The sequence below is a fragment of the Morganella morganii genome (genome assembly GCF_019243775.1).
Taxonomy (GTDB): Bacteria; Pseudomonadota; Gammaproteobacteria; order Enterobacterales; family Enterobacteriaceae; genus Morganella; species Morganella morganii.
Window position 1 is genome coordinate 794,389 of the sequence record NZ_CP069157.1, and the last position, 18,770, is coordinate 813,158.

Below are 18,770 nucleotides of genomic sequence, written 5' to 3' on the forward strand. Positions count from 1 at the left end.
AGAAGTTCAGATAAATAAAGGGCTGACAGGTACTTTAGGACTTGTCAGCCTTTTTTTGTCCCGCTAATTTAGCGAACATTCTTACGAAACATGCGAAGTCTGCAATCTTGCCAAGAGCGAAAAGGCTTGATATAACGGCTGTGGCTGTCAGGAACATACTTCGTAAATCCGGGCCGAAAATTCTGAAAGGGGATGATAATAGTGAATAAGTCACAATTGGTCGATAAAATTGCTGCAGACGCTAATATTTCTAAAGCTGCGGCTGGTCGCGCGTTAGATGCAATTATTGGTTCAGTAACCGATTCTCTGAAGGGCGGGGATGACGTGGCTCTGGTTGGTTTCGGTACTTTCACTGTTCGTGAGCGTGCAGCACGTACAGGCCGTAACCCGCAGACCGGAAAAGAGATCAAAATCGCCGCTGCGAAAGTCCCGGCTTTCCGTGCAGGTAAAGGTCTTAAAGACGCAGTAAACGGCTGAGTTTTTCCTCAGGCACCGGGATATTTATCTGTCCCGGGCACAAAAACCGTATAAAGCTAAACAGGAAGCGCATCAGAATGATGCGCTTTTTTTTGTTTTAGGGCATAATTTCCCCTGACCTGATTTTTCTTTTACCAAAGCGGAGTTTGGATTTCTTATGATGGAAAACCTGCGCACAGCGGCGAACAACCCTGTGATTAAAATTGTCTTCGCCATCATTATCCTGTCATTTATTCTGACAGGTGTGGGTGGTTACCTCGTCAGCGGTTCTAACTATGCTGCCAAAGTGAACGATACTGAAATATCGGTCCAGCAGTTAGAGCGCGCCTTCCAGGAAGAGCGTAACCGCCAGCAGGCTCAGCTGGGTGATCTGTTCTCGCAGTTAGTCAGCACCGAAGAGGGCGTTAAACAAATCCGTTCTCAGGCGCTGAACCAGATGATTGACACCATTCTGCTGGAACAGTATGCACGGAAATTAGGTATCACCGTCAGTGATGACCAGATTATCAGCGCAATTCGTCAGGAGCCTGATTTTCAGGTTAACGGTCAGTTCAGCCAGCAGGCGTATGAGACATTCCTGTCCCGTAACGGTATCACCGGTGACAACTACGCAACTTATCTGCGCAAGCAGATGATTCAGGCACAGCTGGTTCAGCCGTTTGTGCGTGACTCATTTGTGCTTGATTCCGAAGTGACCAATGCCGCAGCTGTTTTACTCCAGTCACGTACCATCCGTACCGCGACACTGGATCTGGCTTCTGCTCAGGCAAAACAGACCACAACCGATGAAGAGCTGCAGGCTTATTACGCGAAGAATAAAAACAGCTTCATTGCGCCGCAGTCCTTAAAAATCAGTTTTGTTGAGCTGGATGCCGCGAATATCCAGGACAACACATCAGTCACTGAAGAACAGATTCAGGACTACTACGACAAAAATATCCCGCGTTTTACTGTGCCGGCAAAAGGCGAGTACAGTCAGATCACCCTGGCGACGGAAGATGATGCCAAAGCGGTACTGAATGAACTGAAAAACGGGGCGGATTTCAAAACCCTGGCTAAAGAAAAATCCACTGATAAACTGACTGCCCGTAACGGCGGCGTGATCGGCTGGATGGAAGATGCTGCGCTGATCCCTGAAATTAAAGGTGCCGGGCTGACAACCGCCGGTCAGATTTCAGAGGTTCTGAAAGTGGATAACGGCTACGCGATTTTCCGTCTGGATGTGTACGAGCCGGAAACCGTCAGACCGCTGGCGGATGTGAAAGAAGAAGCCACCCGTCTGGCCAAAGGCGAAGCGGCAAGCAAAGCCTTCTTTGACCTCCAGCAGAAAGCCAGTGAAGCTGCTGCGAACGATAACGAATCCCTGATGGGTGTTGAGCAGGCAACCGGCGTTAAAGCTGTACAGACTGACTGGTTTGCCCTGAACAGTCTGCCGGATGCGGTTAACTATCCGGAAGTGTTAAAAGCATTAACGGAAAACAAACTGTTTGATGAGAAAGGACCTTCCGGTGCTAACTCTGACATCATCACCGTTTCCGGTGACCGTGCCTTTGTGATCCGTGTTGATGAATATCGTCCGGAAGCAGTGGAATCCTTTGAAAAAGTGAAGTCAGACATTGACGCGCTGGTGAAGCGCAGCAAAGCGGAAGCCGCGCTGAATGCGGAAGCGGATAAACTGCTGACGGCACTGAAAGAAGGTAAAGGCGACGCCGCGTTAACAGAAGCCGGTGTGAAATTCGGTGCAGAGCAGACTGTTCAGCGCCTGAATCCGTCAGACCCGGTTATCAATGCTGCCTTTACCCAGCCGCATCCTGCGGACGGTAAACCGACCTACAGCCGCACCATTGACGGCAAGGGTAACATTGTTCTGGTACAGCTGGATAAAGTCACAGCCGGTACGGCAACAGATCAGGAAAAAACTGAGCTGCGTACAGTGCTGCGTCAGCAAATGGCGTCCACTGAGCTGGAATCATTACTGCTGAACCTGCGTGCTAACGCAGATATTGATGTGAGAAATATGAACTAAAATTTTTCGATCTGTACCGAAAAATAAAATGTCGTTTTACATCATCTGAAAGGCTGCGTTCGCAGCCTTTCGCATTTCTGTTCTGAAAATCCCCCGGCAGAAAAAAATTTTTGCGACACTCCGTTTCGTGCTAAACACAAAAGGAGAAATAGCATGAAAACAAAATGGACATCTGCATTATTATTAACATCAGCACTGTTAACCGGCGGTTTTTTCAGTACTTCCGCACTGGCTCAGGCTGCACCACCGGCAGACAGTGCGCAGGTTCAGCAGTCTGTTGCACAGGAAACAAACCGCATCAGCATTAATACCGCGACTGCGGAAGAACTGGCCCGGGAACTCAGTGGTGTCGGGCCGAAAAAAGCACAGCGGATTGTGGAGTACCGCACGGAAAACGGACCATTTACTTCTGCGGAACAACTGAAGGATGTATATGGTATTGGTGAGCGTATTTTTACGATGAACAGCGATAAGATAGAGTTGTAATATCAGCAGAGGCTGATTTCCCTTCCCCGGGCTGACGGGGAAGGGAATACCGGAAACAGAGTAAAGGGAGAGATATTATGAGCACCACAATTAAAGTGATTGGCTACCATATTGATGCCTTCGGACATGTTAACAATGCGCGTTATCTGGAGTTTCTGGAGGCCGCCCGCTGGGACTGGCTGGAAAGCTACGATGCTTACCGCTGGTTCAAACAGATGGATATCGCCGTGGTGGTGGTGAATATCAATATTAACTACCGGCTGCCGGTGTATGTGGGAGAGCGGCTGGTGATAGACAGCTATTTACAGCACGCGGGGCAGAAAAGCGGTGTTCTCAAACAGATAATTACCCGTCAGGAAGATAAGCAGGTTGTGGCGGATGCGGAAGTGACCTTTGTCTTTGTAAATATGAAAACCGGTAAAGCGATCCCGATTGAAGGGGAGATCCGCGATAAATTTGAGTTGCTGACGGCACCGAAAGAGGACTGATCACCGTCAGAGCAGAAGAGCGCCCGGCGGGTTGCCGGGCGTAACAGGCACTTAATGCAGGCCGGTAATTTTTTTCATGGCGGCCATAACAGCACTGCGATCAGCAAGATAGCTGTCCAGTCCGTTGCGGCGCAGATGGCAGGCGGCGCATTCCCCGCAGCCATCCCCCTGAATGCCGTTATAGCAGGTCAGTGTTTCTGTGCGGACGGTATCCAGTTGTCCGTAATAATCAGCCAGCGCCCAGGTTTGTGCTTTATCCAGCCACATCAGCGGGGTTTCAAAGCGGATATCACGGGCAAGACCGGCGTTGACGGCTTTGTTCAGTGCTTTGACAAACTCGTCCCGGCAATCCGGATAACCGGAAAAATCGGTTTCACAGACACCGGTGATAATCGCTTCTGCATTGACCTGATAAGCATAAATCGCCGTCAGGGTGAGAAACAGGATATTACGGCCCGGGACAAAGGTATTCGGAATATCACTTTGTTCACTTTCACTGAACCCGGGCACCGGGATGTTATCACGGGTCAGGCTGCTGACCGCCAGTTCATTCAGCAGAGAGACATCCAGCACCTTATGTGCCGCTGCACCCAGTTTCAGGCTGAGTTTACGGGCAACGTCTATTTCCTGACTGTGGCGCTGTCCGTAATCAAACGTCACACAATGCACTTCATCATAGTTGCGTAGTGCCTGAATCAGGCAGGTTGTGGAGTCCTGCCCGCCACTGAATACGACCACAGCACGTTTCATCGGTAAACCTCATTATAAAAAGATAAGGTTTATGGTAACGGCTGCATCACCATTTGGGTAGTGTTGCCTGTGCGTCAGTCAGATCGCCGATGTTGTCTGCCACCCACTGCGGGTTGTAATAGGTGTCCGGATAGCGTTCGCCGCTGTCGCAAATCAGTGTCACAATTGAGCCGGTCTGTTGCTGTTCATGCATCTGTTTCGCCAGTTGCAGTGCGCCCCAGACGTTGGTACCGGTGGAGGCACCGGTGCGGCGGCCGAGCAGTTTTTCCAGCCAGTAAAGGGTGGCGATACTGCACTGGTCACTGACTTTGATCACATCATCAATCACGCCCGGGATAAAAGACGGTTCTGCGCGCGGACGGCCGATGCCTTCAATCTTACTGCCGGTATCGCAGCGCAGATGCGAGCATTTCTGATGGTAGCAGTCATAAAAAACAGAGTTTTCAGGATCGACGACAACCAGTTTTGTGTCATGTCCCTGATAGCGGATAAACCGGCCGAGCGTGGCAGAAGTACCGCCGGTACCTGCGCTCATCACAATGTAACGCGGTACCGGATGGGCTTCCCGTGACATCTGACGGTAAATACTTTCGGCAATATTGTTGTTGCCGCGCCAGTCAGTGGCACGCTCGGCATAGGTGAACTGATCCATATAGTGGCCGCCGGTTTCGCGGGCCAGGTGCTCGGATTCTGCATAAATCTGCGCACTGCTGTCCACAAAGTGGCACTGTCCGCCGTAGAACTCAATCTGTTCAATTTTGCGGCGTGCGGTGCAGCGCGGCATCACGGCGATAAACGGCAGGCCGAGCAGACGGGCGAAGTACGCTTCAGAGACAGCGGTGCTGCCGGAGGACGCTTCAATCACCGGTGTGCCTTCGCGGATCCAGCCGTTACACAGGCCGTACAGGAAAAGCGAACGCGCCAGGCGGTGTTTCAGGCTGCCGGTCGGGTGAGTGCTTTCATCTTTGAGATATAATGAAACCCCCGGGTAAACGGGTAATTCCAGCGGGATCAGGTGGGTGTCAGCACTGCGCTGATAATCGGCCTGAATGGCATTAATGGCGGATGTGGTCCATTGGGTTGTCATGTAGTATCTCCTCACGGTCTGTTGATGCATCTTAGCAATTCTGTGAGAGAAAAGGCTTTTTCTATTTTCTGTATCATGCATGATATGGAGAAATTTATTCTCTCTGGTGGTGATATGTTAGATAAAACAGACCGTAAATTGTTACAACTTTTGCAGGAAGATGCTGCATTATCACTGAACACCCTGTCCGAAGCGGTGAACCTGACATCCACTCCCTGCTGGAAACGGCTGAAACGGCTGGAAGATGAAGGGTATATCCGCAAACGTGTGGCGCTGCTGGACCCGGAGAAGCTCGGGCTGGGACTGACGGTGATCGTCATGATCAAGACACAGCACCACAGCAGTGAGTGGTATACTCAGTTTGTGGAATTTGTTCAGCAGATGCCTGATGTGGTGGAGTTTTACCGGATGGCCGGGGAATTTGACTACATGCTGCAGGTCGAGGTGGTGGACATGAAATGCTTCGATCATTTTTACAAAAAACTGGTTAACGGTGTGCCCGGTTTAATTGATGTGACTTCCAATTTTGCGATGGAGCGCATAAAGTACACCACCGCATTGCCGATTCCGGAGAAATGCAAAGCGGACTGATTATTAACCTGAGATGTTATACGGGATCCTGTGAGATTATTTGCCCAATTAAAATGGTATTTCCTCAGTGAATGGCGGCGCTATACCGGTGCGGTCACTTTTCTGATCATTATCGCGGTGTTACAGATCCTGCCGCCGCGCTTTGTCGGCATCATTGTTGACGGCGTGACCAAAGAGACGATGACCACCACCACGCTGTGGGGCTGGGTCGGCGTGATGCTGCTTATCGCACTGGTGATTTATATTCTGCGCTATATCTGGCGGGTCTGGTTATTCGGTGCCTCCTACAAGCTGGCGGTGCGTCTGCGTCAGGATTTTTATCAGCAGTTCAGCCGCCAGTCTCCGGCCTTTTATCACCGTTACCGGACCGGTGACCTGATCGCCCGCAGTACCAATGATGTGGACAAAGTGGTGTTTGCCGCCGGAGAGGGGGTGCTGACGCTGGTGGATTCTTTTGTCATGGGACTGGTGGTCCTGCTGACGATGAGTATTGAGATCAGCTGGCAGCTGACACTGCTTTCCCTGCTGCCGATGCCGCTGATGGCTCTGGCTATCAAACGTTACGGGCAGCAGCTGCATCAGCGCTTTAAAACAGCGCAGGGTGCATTTTCCTCCCTGAATAACCACGCGCAGGAAAGCCTCAGCAGTATCCGGATGATTAAAGCTTTTGGCCTGGAAGATCATCAGTCTTCCCGGTTTGAATCCGTTGCGGCGGAAGCCGGACGCAAAAATATGCATGTGGCACAGATAGATGCCCGTTTCGACCCGACCATTATAATGGCTATCGGGATGTCAAACCTGCTCGCGGTTGCCGGCGGCAGCTGGATGGTGATGCAGGGCACACTGACGCTCGGCGGGCTGACCAGCTTTATTATGTATCTCGGGCTGATGATCTGGCCGATGCTGGCATTAGCCTGGATGTTTAACATTGTGGAGCGCGGCAGCGCGGCCTACAGCCGGATCCAATCTCTTCTTGAAACCCCGCCGGTACTGGCGGATGGTACAGAATCCCCGCAACCGGGACGCGGCGAGCTGTCCGTTGCCGTGAATGAATTCTGCTATCCGGAAAGCCGCCGGGCGGTTCTGCATGATATCCGTTTTACCCTCAGACCGGGCCAGCTGCTCGGGTTGTGCGGTCCGACCGGCTGCGGTAAATCCACGCTGCTGGCACTAATCCAGCGTCATTATGATGTGACAGCGGGAACCATCTGTTTTCAGGGCAGACCGCTGCCGGAACTGACCTTCGCCGGCTGGCATGCCCGGCTGGCGGTGGTGAATCAGACGCCGTTTCTGTTCTCCGATACTATCGCCAATAATATTGCGCTGGGGCGGCCCGGGGCGACACAGGAAGAAATTGAACACGCGGCCCGGCTGGCCAGTGTTCATGATGATATTGAACGATTGCCGCTCGGTTATGAAACTCAGGCCGGTGAGCGGGGCGTGATGCTGTCCGGCGGGCAGAAACAGCGGATCTCCATTGCCCGTGCTTTGCTGATGGATGCGGAGATCCTGATCCTCGATGATGCACTTTCCGCAGTGGACGGGCAGACGGAATACCGGATCCTGCAAAATCTGCGGCGCTGGGGGGAGGGCCGTACGGTGATTATCAGTGCGCACCGGCTCTCGGCGCTGACTGAAGCCGACAATATTCTGGTGCTGCAACAGGGCGGTATCAGTGCACAGGGGCGTCATCAGGAGCTGATTAATCAGAACGGATGGTATCGCGAAATGTATCATTATCAGCAGTTAGAGGCCGCGCTCGATGAGTGAACAGACCCGCCCGGAAGCGGCAAAAAACCTGTGGCCGTCGCTGAAACGTCTGCTCGGCTATGGCCGTAACTACCGCCGTCCGATGGCCGTTGCCATTGTGATGCTGTGGCTGACAGCCATTGCTGAAGTCGCCGCACCGGTTCTGGTGAGCTATTTTATCGACAATATGGTGGCGAAAAATCAGATTGTCCTGTCAGTGACATTATTGCTGGTGGCCGGGTTTGTCGCCTTACAGATTGCCGCATCGCTGCTGCACTATTTTCAGCTGATTTATTTCAATCAGGCCGCTGTCGGCGTGGTCCAGACACTGCGCGCCGATGTGATGGATGCCGCACTGCGCCAGCCGCTGAGTGCATTTGACACCCAGCCGGTCGGGCAGCTGATCTCCCGTGTCACCAATGATACGGAGATGATCAAAGACCTGTTTGTCAACGTGCTGCCGACACTGTTCCGCAGCGTGGCGCTGATTGTGGTGATGCTGATCGCCATGTACTCCCTGGAGTGGCGGATGGCGCTGGTGGCAACCGCGATGTTCCCGGCGGTGATGCTGGTGATGTGGATCTATCAGCGGCTGAGCACGCCGATTGTGCGCCGGGTGCGCAGTTATCTGGCCGATATTAACGATGGTTTCCATGAAATTATCAGCGGCATGACAGTGATTCAGCAGTTCCGCCAGCAGGCGCGTTTCGGGGAAAGGATGTTTGCCGCCAACCGCCGTCATTATGAGGTCAGAATGGCGGCACTGCGGCTGGACGGCATTTTGCTGCGTCCGCTGCTGAGCCTGTTTTCGGCGGCGATCCTCTGTGGTCTGATGTTATTGTTCGGGGTTGAGGGCACCGGCGTTATCGGCGTCGGGGTGTTATATGCGTTTATCACCTACCTCGGGCGGCTGAATGAACCGCTTATCACGCTGACATCCCAGCAGTCTGTTTTACAGCAGGCGGTGATTTCCGGTGAGCGTGTTTTTGAGCTGATGGACAGCCCGCAGCAGAAATACGGGGCAGATGATCAGCCGCTGACCGGCGGCAGTATCCGTGTATCACACCTGACATTTGCCTATCAACCCGGAAAACCGGTGCTGCGTGATATCAGTATCGATGTGGTGGAGCACAGTTTTGTCGCCTTTGTCGGGCATACCGGCAGCGGGAAAAGCACACTGGCAAACCTGCTGATGGGCTACTATCCGTGGCAGGCCGGGGAAATCAGCCTCGGCGGGCGTCCGCTGGAACAATTCTCACATAAAGCACTGCGGCAGGGCATCGCGATGGTGCAGCAGGATCCGGTCATTATGGCCGCCTCTTTCCGCGACAATATCACCCTCGGACGGGATATTGATGATGTGCGCATTCACCGGGTGCTGGAGATGGTTCAGCTGAGTGAGCATGTCTCACAGCTTGAATACGGGCTGGATACCGAACTGGGTGAGCAGGGTAACACCTTGTCTGACGGGCAGAAACAGTTGCTGGCCATGGCACGGGTGCTGGTGCAGACCCCGAAAATCCTGATCCTGGATGAGGCAACCGCCAATATCGATTCCGGTACTGAGCAGGCTATCCAGAAAGCCTTACAGCTGATCCGCCGTGAAACCACACTGGTGGTGATTGCACACCGACTGTCCACGATTGTCGATGCGGACACCATTTATGTGCTCAACCGCGGCGAAATGGCGGAATCCGGCTCTCACCGGGCGTTACTGGCAGAGAAGGGCCGCTATTACCAGATGTATCAGCTGCAGCAGGTCGGGGAATCACTCAACGCCCCGGAAGAGAACTATACCCCTGCACTATAATTGTGAGATCGTTCACATAAACAGGTGCATGATGCTGTAAAAAAGTGCAATCTCCGCCTCACAGGAAAAGGTGTCTGATGAATCAGACACCTTTTTTATTTCCATCTTTTTGTTATTAATAGATTTAATTTCCATTCTGCTTATTGGCATCACTTTTGCAACTTGCCCTCAGGACACCAGCAACCTGAAGCGGAGAATGCGATGAAAATGATAATGGCCATCATCAAGCCTTTTAAACTTAATGACGTCAGAGATGCGCTGAACGAAGAGGGTATTCAGGGATTAACTGTACTGGAAGTACGGGGTGCGGGCAGACAGAAGGGGCACACTGAGCTGTACCGGGGGGAGGAGTACAGCACGGATTTTCTGCCGAAGACGCAGCTTACGATTGTTGTGCCTGATGATTCTCTTGATCGCATTATTGAGGCAATTTGCCGCTCGGCATATACCGGCAGTATCGGTGACGGGAAAATATTTGTTTCAGACATTACTCAGGCGGTGCGGATCCGTACCGGTGAACAAAATGATGAAGCTATTTAAACCGCGCGGAGATGCTCAGATGATGAAACGAAAAATGGTCTTGCCTGTTGTGATGTCCGCGGTGCTGCCGCTTCCGGCATTCAGTGCAACGGAAGGAATGGAGCGTGCGGATAATGGTTTTATGCTGATTTGTGCCGCACTGGTGTATTTTATGACACTTCCCGGTATCGCGCTGTTTTACGGCGGACTGGTACGACGTGAGAATGTGTTATCAGTCATGACACAGGTGATTGTCAGCTTCGCGCTGGTGCTGCTGTTATGGGTTTTTTATGGCTACAGCATGGCATTTTCTGACGGAAATGGGGTGATTGGCGGTCTGTCTCATGCATTTCTCAGCGGGATCACGCCTGTCAGTAACAGCGGCAGTATCAGCCAGCTGACACATGTTATTTTCCAGGGCTCTTTTGCGGCAATTACTGTTGCACTTATCACCGGTGCGCTGGCAGAACGGATCAAATTCACGGCCTTTCTGTTGTTCACCGTTATCTGGTTCTCTCTGGCTTATGTACCGATGGCGCATATGGTTTGGGGCGGCGGCTGGCTGGCGGAAGATGGTGCACTGGATTTTGCCGGGGGAACCGTTGTGCATATTAACGCGGCGGTTGCCGGGTTAGTTGGTGCTTACATATTGGGACCGCGCCTGTTACCGGGGAAAACCGCGACCAAACCGCACAGTCTGCCGATGGTCTTTACCGGCACGGCGATCCTTTATATCGGCTGGTTCGGGTTTAATGCCGGATCGGCCGGAAAACCGGATGGTATTGCAGCACTGGCTTTTCTGAATACCGTGATTGCGGTGGCGGCGGGCGTGCTGGCGTGGGTGATTGCAGAGTGGTGCATGCGGGGTAAGCCCTCACTTCTCGGTGCGTGTTCCGGCTGTATCGGCGGTCTGGTCGGGATCACCCCGGCGGCCGGGACGGTGGGCGTCGCGGGGGCGATAGTTATCGGCCTTATCAGCGGTATTGCCGGTTATTGGGGCGTCACTGCACTGAAGCGCCGCCTGAAAGCGGATGATGTCTGCGATGTCTTCGGGATCCACGGCGTCTGCGGTATTGCGGGCTGTCTGCTGACCGGCGTGTTTACTGCGTCCGCTCTCGGCGGTACCGGTTATGCAGAAGGTGTCACTATGCTGCATCAGGTATGGATTCAGGCGGAAAGCATCCTGGTTACTGTGCTCTGGAGCGGAGTGATTACTTACATCGCATTCAAATGCGCGGCACTGACAACCGGTGTACGCTGCACAGAAGAAGATGAGATCAGCGGGCTGGATATCAGTACGCATGGTGAACAGGCCTATAACCGCTCATAGCTGAAAAAAAGTAAGCCCCCGCTCACCGATGTACAGCGGGGGCTTTTTTACCGCAGGCGCTTAAATATCCCGCAAGCGCAGAACGCCTTCCTGTACAGTAGATGCAACCAGCACGCCGGTCTGATTATAGAAGTGACCACGGACAAACCCGCGTCCGCCGGACGCTGTCGGGCTTTCCACGGCATACAGCAGCCATTCATCCAGCCGGAACGGGCGGTGATACCACATGGAATGATCAATCGTGGCAATCTGAATTTCCGGCTGCATAAAGCCGTAGCCGTGTGGCTGGAGGGCAGTCGGCAGGAAATTGTAGTCAGAAGCATAACTGAGCAGATACTGATGCAGCGCCTGATCATCCGGTATGGTGCCGTTGGTTTTCAGCCAGGTATAACGCACCGGCGGATTCTCCGGGTTCTGAAACGGGCTGTAAAAACGCACCGGCCGCCATTCAATAGCCTGCTCACGCAGGAACAGTGCCTGCATTTTCGGTGGCAGATTCGCGGCGATCTTGCGGGCAATATCAGTTTCAGAGGCGAGTTCGTCAGGGCCCGGAACTTCCGGCATGGCATTCTGATGCTCAAAACTGCTCTCTTCCCCCTGGAAAGAGGCGGTCATATAGAAAATCGGTTTTCCGTTCTGAATCGCGCTGATACGGCGGGCACTGAAACTTTTGCCGTCACGCAGATTTTCCACATCATAAATAATCGGTTTATGGCTGTCGCCGGGGCGCAGAAAATAGCTGTGGAATGAATGAACGCGGCGATCAGCCGGAACAGTCTGTCCCGCTGCATACAGTGCCTGTCCGGCAACTTGTCCGCCAAAGACCTGCGGCAGGCCGAGATCTTCACTTTGCCCCCGGAATAACCCGTCTTCGAGTTTTTCGAGTGCCATCAGGTTTATCAGATTTTCTAATGCCAGGCTCATGGTTACCCTTATTAAGTATTTTCAGCAGGAACCGGTCATTCTAATCGCTGTCAGTGCAATTGAAAAATGATAAACCGCCGTTATGTGTGGTTCCTGACCGGCAGAGGTATGTCGTTGTGTCAGTAGTGTGTAAAAATACAGCGGTCAGCACCAGTTGCCTTGCTATTTCAGTGCTGATCCCGGATAATGGCACAGCCTCATTATTGAGGGTTCCTATGGGGGCTTTGTTGGTTCTCCCGCAACATGAACTTGTTAACTCGGTCAGGTCCGGAAGGAAGCAGCCATAGCAGGGGAATTGTGTGCCGGGATGTCGCTGGCAAGGCCCCCACCCATTTCTGTTGTACCCGTCTCTGTGATTATCCCGTTATTGATACTGTTTGCCTCTGTTTGCACAGCGAGTTTCTTCCGTTATTCATCCGGCGCATATTATTCATGTATTCATAATTTAACATTATCCCTGTCCGCACAAACTCCGGCATTCAGCGGGCAACATCAGATATAAGGATATAGCAATATAGGTAAAATTTGTTTTATGTTCTTAGTGTAAAAGAGAGAGTTTCACATAAAATCGCATGTTCAGGTAAAAATCTTATTTTTGATTTAACCCATTATAGTGGTAAACAGTGAAAATGAAATTTTCGCTATACATTGAGTTTAATAAATGGGTATCGTCATTTAATAATCTGGTGAGTGAAACAAACATAAAATATATGCTTTTGTTATAAATTATATCTGTATCGTAATATACGTAAAGAATAGCGGGATAAATAGCGGGCATGATCGGAAGCCAAAGTCAGTCAGCTGTGCCTTTGGCCCGGGATCACTAAAAATAAGACTATTGCCTGAAAGAGAGGCGGTTACAGCAGTTTGAATTAACGGACAAATTTCCAGACAGATGCCGGGATTTTGTCATACAGTTTATTCATGGTTAATTCGGCCAGACGATGATCGGCTGCTGAATAAAAAACCTCCAGCTCATCATCAGTCAGTTCATATTTGTTCTTCTCAATGACACGTTCCAGTGTTTCAATAGAAGTGCACTTACGTAAGCGCATGAGATAGTCCAGTTTAGTCATCATATGTTATCTTCTTGCTGAGTTGTTAGTACGCAATATACTGATATATAAATCTGTATTCCGTTAGTGGACGAGATGCCCCTCGCTGGTCAGCATGCTGCTTACCAGTGATGCCATCTTCTTCCATTCCTCAACGTCATTAAACGAAACTTCCATCTGACCAAACAGCGCGTAAGTTTCATCGATGTATTCATCGACAAATGAGATGAGATCCTTATTTTGTGTATGTTTTATCTTAAAACTCCAGGCCACGTCAGCAATGTAACCTAATAATTCGTTAAGTTTTAAGTTTGAATCTGAGGCTAAATCATTAACCCAATAATTATTGCTTCTGATGAGGGTTTGTGTGCCTTCACGGCAAAGTTCATCACACAGATACTTCAGTACCGCAATATCGTAATTTCGTGGAGAATACTCGTCCATAATCACCTCCTGAATGTAACCGGGAATGATAAGGCGCTGAAAAACGTTAAATTATAATTAACACATGAGTAAGTTATTACGTTATCGACGTCGGTGTATTATATATATCATCAGCCTTTAGTTATAAATAAAGGTAATGTAAAGTTCCGTTCAGCACAAGCGGATAACCAGACGCTGATTACGTGTTAATCTGTTTCAGTCAGTGAACGTGATGTTCCGGAAAAAGATGTGAATAAAAAGGTGTGAGTTAACCCTGTTAGTAATATAACACTATTTCCGCTCTTGTCACTAGCCAAAATACAAAAAAAGTAAATTTAAATGCAGAATAAATGCGCTGATACACAGGTTATAATTACTCATCTGCTTAAATTTACTGAATTTTTATGGGAAAGGGCAGGTGATGAATCATAACGTGTTATGACAAAACCTTACATTTGCAAAATGTTATAATTTACATTCATCTATTGTTTATTTAAGTTTTTCTTACTCAAATTTAAAAATATTCATCATGTCAAAAAAATAAAAAAGGTCACTAATGTGACCTTTTTATGTTTAAGCAGGATTAAAATCCGTCAGGACTATCGCTCTTTTGCGTTACCGCATGAGCATGCTCAATGTCCTCATTCTTCTTACTGAAGCGGCGGCGGATAACCACATAGAAGACCGGTACGAAGAAGATAGCCAGTGAGGTTGCGGCGATCATACCACCGAACACACCTGTACCTACGGCGTTCTGTGCACCGGAACCGGCACCGTTACTCAGGACTAACGGAATAACCCCGAGCATAAAGGCCAGTGATGTCATCAGGATAGGACGCAGACGCATCTTAACGGCTTCCAGTGTTGCTTCAATCAGCCCTTTACCTTCTTTCTCCATCAGGTCTTTGGCGAATTCCACAATCAGGATGGCGTTCTTCGCCGACAGACCGATGGTTGTCAGCAGGCCGACCTTGAAGTACACGTCGTTTTCCAGCCCGCGTGCATGGGTCAGCAACAGCGCGCCGATAACCCCGAGCGGAACGACCAGCATAACAGAGAACGGAACCGACCAGCTTTCATATAACGCTGCCAGACAAAGGAAGACGATAATGAGTGAGATGGTATACAGTGCAGGCGCCTGGTTACCGGACATTTTTTCCTGATAAGACATACCTGTCCACTCAACGCCGAAGCCCGGCGGCAATTCTTTTGCCAGGTCTTCCATCAGGTTCATCGCATCACCACTACTTTTACCCGGTGCGGCACTCCCCTGAATCTGCATAGCCGGTAAACCGTTGTAACGCTCCAGACGTGGTGAACCAAATGACCACGGATCTTTCTTCGTATCAACAAAGGCGGAGAACGGAACCATCTGACCGTTGTTATTGCGGACATACTGTTCAGAAATATTCTGAGGAAGCATACGGAATTGTGCATCACTCTGAATATAGACTTTTTTGACACGTCCGCGATCGATAAAGTCGTTGACGTATGTTCCGCCGAACATGGTGCTCATTGTCGCATTGATAGTGCTGATGTCCACACCTAATGCTTCAGCTTTCTGCTGATCAACATAGAGATGATACTGAGATGTATCTTCCATCCCGTTCGGACGAACCTGAACCAGCATATCCGGATGTTTGCCTGCAAGTCCCAGTAACTGGTTACGGGCCTGAGTCAGAGCTTCATGTCCGTGGTTTGCATTGTCCATCAGTTCAAGGTCAAAGCCGCTGGATGTGCCGAGCTCAACAATTGCCGGAATGTTGAACGCATAAATAATTGCGCCTGAATTCTGACTGAATTTCGCGTTGGCACGGCCGACAATAGCTTCCACTTTATCTTCTTTCGCTTTACGTTCATCCCAGTTTTTCAGGACAACGAAAGCCAGACCCATGTTCTGTCCCTGACCGGCGAAACCGAAGCCGTTAACGGTAAAGGCAGATTCCACCACATTCTTCTCAGTATTAATGAAGTAATCACTGACTTCATTAAGGACAACCTGAGTCTGTTCCTGTGTGGAGCCCGGAGGTAACTGAACCATGGCAAGGAATACCCCCTGGTCTTCTTCCGGTAAGAAGGAAGACGGCAGACGGACAAACATCACAATCATGGCTGCAACCAGCACAACATACAGCAGCAGATAACGACCGGTACCGCGCAGCATGCGACCCACGCTGTCAGTATAGTGGTGAGTCTGTTTCTCAAAGATCCGGTTGAACCAGCCGAAGAATCCGGTCTGAGCACCGTGGCTGCCCTGTTTGATAGGCTTCAGCATGGTGGAACACAGGGCCGGTGTCAGAATTAATGCCACTAATACTGACAGGATCATGGCTGATACGATAGTTACAGAGAACTGACGGTAAATTGCCCCGGTTGAACCCCCGAAGAAGGCCATCGGAATAAATACCGCAGAAAGCACCATGGCGATACCCATCAGGGCACCCTGAATCTGCCCCATCGATACTTTTGTGGCTTCTTTCGGCGGCAGGCCGGTTTCCTGCATAACACGTTCAACGTTTTCCACCACCACGATGGCGTCATCCACCAGCAGGCCGATGGCCAGCACCATCGCGAACATCGTCAGGGTATTTATCGAATACCCGAAGGCGGCAAGAACGGCGAATGTACCTAATAACACGACCGGAACAGCGATAGTCGGGATCAATGTTGCACGGAAATTCTGCAGGAACAGATACATCACCACAAACACCAGCATGATTGCTTCGACCAGTGTTTTCACCACTTCGAAAATGGAGATTTTAACGAATGGTGTTGTATCGTATGGATAAACAACCTGCATTCCGTCCGGGAAATACGGTTGCATTTCAGCCAGTTTTTCACGAACTGCGTTTGCTGTATCCAGGGCGTTGGCCCCTGTGGCAAGTTTAACCCCGATACCGGCAGATGGTTTACCGTTATAACGCGCGATAATCCCGTAGTTCTCTGCACCGAGTTCCACATAAGCAACGTCTTTCAGACGGACAACAGAACCGTCAGTATTCACGCGCAGCATGATTTCCTGGAACTGCTCAGGAGTATTCAGCCGGGTCTGTGCAATGATCGATGCGTTCAGACGCTGATCTTTAACAGAGGGCGTTCCCCCGAGCTGACCGGCAGCAACCTGGTTGTTCTGAATTTTAATCGAATTGATAACATCGACAGTGGTCAGGTTGTACTTCACCAGTTTATCGGGATCGAGCCAGATACGCATGGCGTACTGGGTACCGAAGAGCTGGGTTTCCCCCACACCGGTTACACGGCTGAGCGGGTCTTTCACGTTTGAACCGACATAGTCCGCAATATCATCCTGCGTCATGTCTTTATCATCGGAAATAAACGCGGCAACCAACAGGAAGGAGCTGGTTGATTTCTGAACCGTAACCCCCTGTTGCTGCACTTCCTGCGGCAGTAACGGCATAGCCAGCTGCAGTTTGTTCTGTACCTGAACCTGGGCAATATCCGGATCGGCGTCAGCTTCAAAGGTCAGCGAGATACTCATGTTACCTGCTGAGTCACTGGTTGAAGACATGTACACCATTTTGTCGATACCGTTCATGTTCTGTTCGATAACCTGGGTTACCGTATTCTGAACCGTCTCGGCATCCGCACCCGGATAGGTTGCGGAAATCGAAATCGCCGGCGGGGCAACAGTCGGATACTGTGCCACCGGCAGTTTCATGATCGCCAACAGACCTGCAAGCATGGTAATAATGGCGATTACCCATGCAAATATCGGTCTTTCAATAAAAAACTTTGGCATGAATCACTGACTCCTTATTGGGACTTCCTGGCAGATTCAGTTTCTTTCGGCGCAGCTGTTGCCGGCTGTGCATTTAAATCCACCTCTGTTGCCTTAACGACAGCACCCTGCTTGATTTTCTGGAAGCCTTCGACAACAACACGTTCGCCGTTATTCACACCGGCGGTAACCAGCCATTTGTTACCATATGCCTGGCCGACAGTGACCGGACGGACTTCGATTTCGTTTTTGGCGTTAACCACGTTAACCACTGCGCCGCCTTTTGCAGTACGGATAACCCCTTGCTGCGGAACCAGGATAGCGTCAGGACGCACACCTTCATCCACACGGGCGCGGACAAACATGCCCGGCAGCAGGGATTCCTGCGGGTTAGGGAATACAGCACGCATGGTGATGGAGCCGGTGGTTTCGTCGACAGTCACATCGGAGAATTCCAGATAACCTTTATGGGTATAATCTTTGTTTTCAGCTGTCACCAGGCTGACCGCAACTTTGCCCTGTTCTTTATCCACGGCACCGCTGGCGATTTCGTGTTTCAGACGCAGATAATCATCGCTGGACTGGGTCACATCCACATAGATAGGGTCAATCTGCTGAACCAGTGTCAGCGGCTGGCTCTGACCTGTTGCCACTAATGCACCTTCAGTCACGTTTGATTTACCGGACAGACCGGAAATCGGTGAGGTGACTTTGGTGTAGTTCAGGTTGATTTGTGCTGTCTGAACAGCTGCCTGTGCAGCCCGGACCGCAGCCTGAGCCTGTGCATGTGTGGAGACAGCCTCATCATAATCCTGGCGGCTGATATAGTTTGTTCCCAGCAACGGTTTATAGCGGTTCACTGTCAGGCGGGCCAGTTCGGCATTCGCTCTGGCTTTTGCCAGTTCAGCCTGCGCGCTGTTCAGCGTGGCCTGAAAAGGAGCCGGATCAATTTGATAGAGCGATTCGCCTTCTTTGACGTCACTTCCTTCTTTGTAGTTGCGTTTTAAAATAATGCCGCCGACCTGAGGGCGCACTTCCGCGATGCGGTAAGCAGAAGTTCGTCCCGGCAGTTCCGTGCTCACTGTCAGTGGTGCAGCTTTCAGTGTGACGACTTTAACATCCGGCGGTGGCATTTCGCCCCCTTGCTTCTGCTCTTCACCACATCCGGACAGCAGAAAGCTCCCGGACAGAACGAGCATCGCCAGAGGTAGAACGCCTCTGTTTTTTCGCATAGTAAACCTCTATAAAATGTCGATTTTTAACCGGTAAATATGGTTGATTAACTAATAAATCAGCGTGCTATAATACAAACATAC

Annotated in this window: 16 protein-coding genes and 1 other RNA gene; 10 read left to right on the forward strand and 7 right to left on the reverse strand. The window is 50.7% G+C overall.

Going from position 1 to position 18,770, the window contains the following annotated elements; translation table 11 throughout:
* Window positions 1-201: 201 nt before the first annotated feature.
* The 4 genes from hupB to JL661_RS03645 all read left to right on the forward strand — a co-directional run bounded on the left by hupB (window position 202) and on the right by JL661_RS03645 (window position 3,477).
* Window positions 202-477 (forward strand): nucleoid-associated protein HU-beta, encoded by a 276-nt coding sequence (gene hupB, locus JL661_RS03630; RefSeq protein ID WP_004240390.1) that lies wholly within the window; start codon window positions 202-204, stop codon window positions 475-477.
* A 157-nt stretch (window positions 478-634) separates the two neighbouring features.
* On the forward strand, window positions 635-2,503 hold the full coding sequence (gene ppiD, locus JL661_RS03635) for a peptidylprolyl isomerase (RefSeq protein ID WP_004236459.1): 1,869 nt from the start codon (window positions 635-637) through the stop codon (window positions 2,501-2,503).
* A 153-nt stretch (window positions 2,504-2,656) separates the two neighbouring features.
* Complete coding sequence (locus tag JL661_RS03640; RefSeq protein ID WP_004236460.1) at window positions 2,657-2,989, forward strand: ComEA family DNA-binding protein; 333 nt, start codon at window positions 2,657-2,659, stop codon at window positions 2,987-2,989.
* Window positions 2,990-3,066: 77 nt separating this feature from the next.
* Complete coding sequence (locus JL661_RS03645) at window positions 3,067-3,477, forward strand: acyl-CoA thioesterase (RefSeq protein WP_004236461.1); 411 nt, start codon at window positions 3,067-3,069, stop codon at window positions 3,475-3,477.
* 51 nt (window positions 3,478-3,528) lie between these two features.
* Here the strand turns inward: JL661_RS03645 and queC are convergent, their stop codons facing one another.
* Window positions 3,529-4,227 carry a 7-cyano-7-deazaguanine synthase QueC gene (gene queC / locus JL661_RS03650; RefSeq protein ID WP_004236462.1) on the reverse strand — a complete coding sequence of 233 codons (699 nt, stop codon included), beginning with the start codon at window positions 4,225-4,227 and terminating at the stop codon, window positions 3,529-3,531.
* A gap of 46 nt (window positions 4,228-4,273) precedes the next feature.
* Complete coding sequence (locus JL661_RS03655; protein ID WP_004236463.1) at window positions 4,274-5,314, reverse strand: PLP-dependent cysteine synthase family protein; 1,041 nt, start codon at window positions 5,312-5,314, stop codon at window positions 4,274-4,276.
* 114 nt (window positions 5,315-5,428) lie between these two features.
* On the opposite strand from JL661_RS03655, the gene JL661_RS03660 reads away from it, so the two are divergent.
* The 5 genes from JL661_RS03660 to amtB all read left to right on the forward strand — a co-directional run bounded on the left by JL661_RS03660 (window position 5,429) and on the right by amtB (window position 11,313).
* A complete protein-coding gene (locus JL661_RS03660; RefSeq protein WP_024474599.1) occupies window positions 5,429-5,905 on the forward strand; it encodes an Lrp/AsnC family transcriptional regulator in 477 nt (158 codons plus the stop codon).
* Window positions 5,906-5,935: 30 nt separating this feature from the next.
* Entirely contained in the window at window positions 5,936-7,675 is a 1,740-nt protein-coding gene (locus tag JL661_RS03665) for a SmdA family multidrug ABC transporter permease/ATP-binding protein (protein ID WP_036416661.1), read from the forward strand.
* Window positions 7,668-9,464, forward strand: coding sequence for a SmdB family multidrug efflux ABC transporter permease/ATP-binding protein (locus tag JL661_RS03670; protein ID WP_062771847.1), 1,797 nt, complete (start codon window positions 7,668-7,670; stop codon window positions 9,462-9,464). The genes JL661_RS03665 and JL661_RS03670 overlap by 8 nt, the downstream gene beginning before the upstream one ends.
* 201 nt (window positions 9,465-9,665) lie before the next feature.
* On the forward strand, window positions 9,666-10,004 hold the full coding sequence (locus JL661_RS03675; RefSeq protein WP_004236467.1) for a P-II family nitrogen regulator: 339 nt from the start codon (window positions 9,666-9,668) through the stop codon (window positions 10,002-10,004).
* Window positions 10,005-10,023: 19 nt separating this feature from the next.
* Entirely contained in the window at window positions 10,024-11,313 is a 1,290-nt protein-coding gene (gene amtB, locus JL661_RS03680; RefSeq protein ID WP_036422539.1) for an ammonium transporter AmtB, read from the forward strand.
* 60 nt (window positions 11,314-11,373) lie between these two features.
* On the opposite strand, the gene tesB is transcribed toward amtB, so the two are convergent.
* Window positions 11,374-12,237: an acyl-CoA thioesterase II gene (gene tesB / locus JL661_RS03685; protein ID WP_062771844.1), complete on the reverse strand. Its 864-nt coding sequence runs from the start codon at window positions 12,235-12,237 to the stop codon at window positions 11,374-11,376.
* Between the two features lie 225 nt (window positions 12,238-12,462).
* On the opposite strand from tesB, the gene ffs reads away from it, so the two are divergent.
* An RNA gene (gene ffs, locus JL661_RS03690) (signal recognition particle sRNA small type) lies at window positions 12,463-12,559 on the forward strand.
* Between the two features lie 550 nt (window positions 12,560-13,109).
* Here the strand turns inward: ffs and JL661_RS03695 are convergent.
* The 4 genes from JL661_RS03695 to JL661_RS03710 form a co-directional block, all read right to left on the reverse strand.
* Window positions 13,110-13,313 carry an HHA domain-containing protein gene (locus tag JL661_RS03695; protein WP_024474604.1) on the reverse strand — a complete coding sequence of 68 codons (204 nt, stop codon included), beginning with the start codon at window positions 13,311-13,313 and terminating at the stop codon, window positions 13,110-13,112.
* Window positions 13,314-13,376: 63 nt separating this feature from the next.
* On the reverse strand, window positions 13,377-13,736 hold the full coding sequence (gene tomB, locus JL661_RS03700) for an Hha toxicity modulator TomB (protein WP_004236473.1): 360 nt from the start codon (window positions 13,734-13,736) through the stop codon (window positions 13,377-13,379).
* 562 nt (window positions 13,737-14,298) lie between these two features.
* Window positions 14,299-17,475: an efflux RND transporter permease subunit gene (locus JL661_RS03705; RefSeq protein ID WP_004240375.1), complete on the reverse strand. Its 3,177-nt coding sequence runs from the start codon at window positions 17,473-17,475 to the stop codon at window positions 14,299-14,301.
* Between the two features lie 14 nt (window positions 17,476-17,489).
* A complete protein-coding gene (locus JL661_RS03710) occupies window positions 17,490-18,686 on the reverse strand; it encodes an efflux RND transporter periplasmic adaptor subunit (protein ID WP_015422955.1) in 1,197 nt (398 codons plus the stop codon).
* Between the last annotated feature and the right edge of the window lie 84 nt (window positions 18,687-18,770).

What these genes read in the sequence shown, in the direction of transcription:
- ppiD (WP_004236459.1), top strand. Translation starts at nt 635, where the DNA reads ATGATGGAAAACCTGCGCACAGCGGCGAACAACCCTGTGATTAAAATT.
- JL661_RS03640 (WP_004236460.1), top strand. Translation starts at nt 2,657, where the DNA reads ATGAAAACAAAATGGACATCTGCATTATTATTAACATCAGCACTGTTA.
- JL661_RS03645 (WP_004236461.1), top strand. Translation starts at nt 3,067, where the DNA reads ATGAGCACCACAATTAAAGTGATTGGCTACCATATTGATGCCTTCGGA.
- queC (WP_004236462.1), bottom strand. Translation starts at nt 4,227, where the DNA reads ATGAAACGTGCTGTGGTCGTATTCAGTGGCGGGCAGGACTCCACAACC.
- JL661_RS03655 (WP_004236463.1), bottom strand. Translation starts at nt 5,314, where the DNA reads ATGACAACCCAATGGACCACATCCGCCATTAATGCCATTCAGGCCGAT.
- JL661_RS03660 (WP_024474599.1), top strand. Translation starts at nt 5,429, where the DNA reads ATGTTAGATAAAACAGACCGTAAATTGTTACAACTTTTGCAGGAAGAT.
- JL661_RS03670 (WP_062771847.1), top strand. Translation starts at nt 7,668, where the DNA reads ATGAGTGAACAGACCCGCCCGGAAGCGGCAAAAAACCTGTGGCCGTCG.
- JL661_RS03675 (WP_004236467.1), top strand. Translation starts at nt 9,666, where the DNA reads ATGAAAATGATAATGGCCATCATCAAGCCTTTTAAACTTAATGACGTC.
- amtB (WP_036422539.1), top strand. Translation starts at nt 10,024, where the DNA reads ATGATGAAACGAAAAATGGTCTTGCCTGTTGTGATGTCCGCGGTGCTG.
- tesB (WP_062771844.1), bottom strand. Translation starts at nt 12,237, where the DNA reads ATGAGCCTGGCATTAGAAAATCTGATAAACCTGATGGCACTCGAAAAA.
- JL661_RS03695 (WP_024474604.1), bottom strand. Translation starts at nt 13,313, where the DNA reads ATGACTAAACTGGACTATCTCATGCGCTTACGTAAGTGCACTTCTATT.
- tomB (WP_004236473.1), bottom strand. Translation starts at nt 13,736, where the DNA reads ATGGACGAGTATTCTCCACGAAATTACGATATTGCGGTACTGAAGTAT.
- JL661_RS03705 (WP_004240375.1), bottom strand. Translation starts at nt 17,475, where the DNA reads ATGCCAAAGTTTTTTATTGAAAGACCGATATTTGCATGGGTAATCGCC.
- JL661_RS03710 (WP_015422955.1), bottom strand. Translation starts at nt 18,686, where the DNA reads ATGCGAAAAAACAGAGGCGTTCTACCTCTGGCGATGCTCGTTCTGTCC.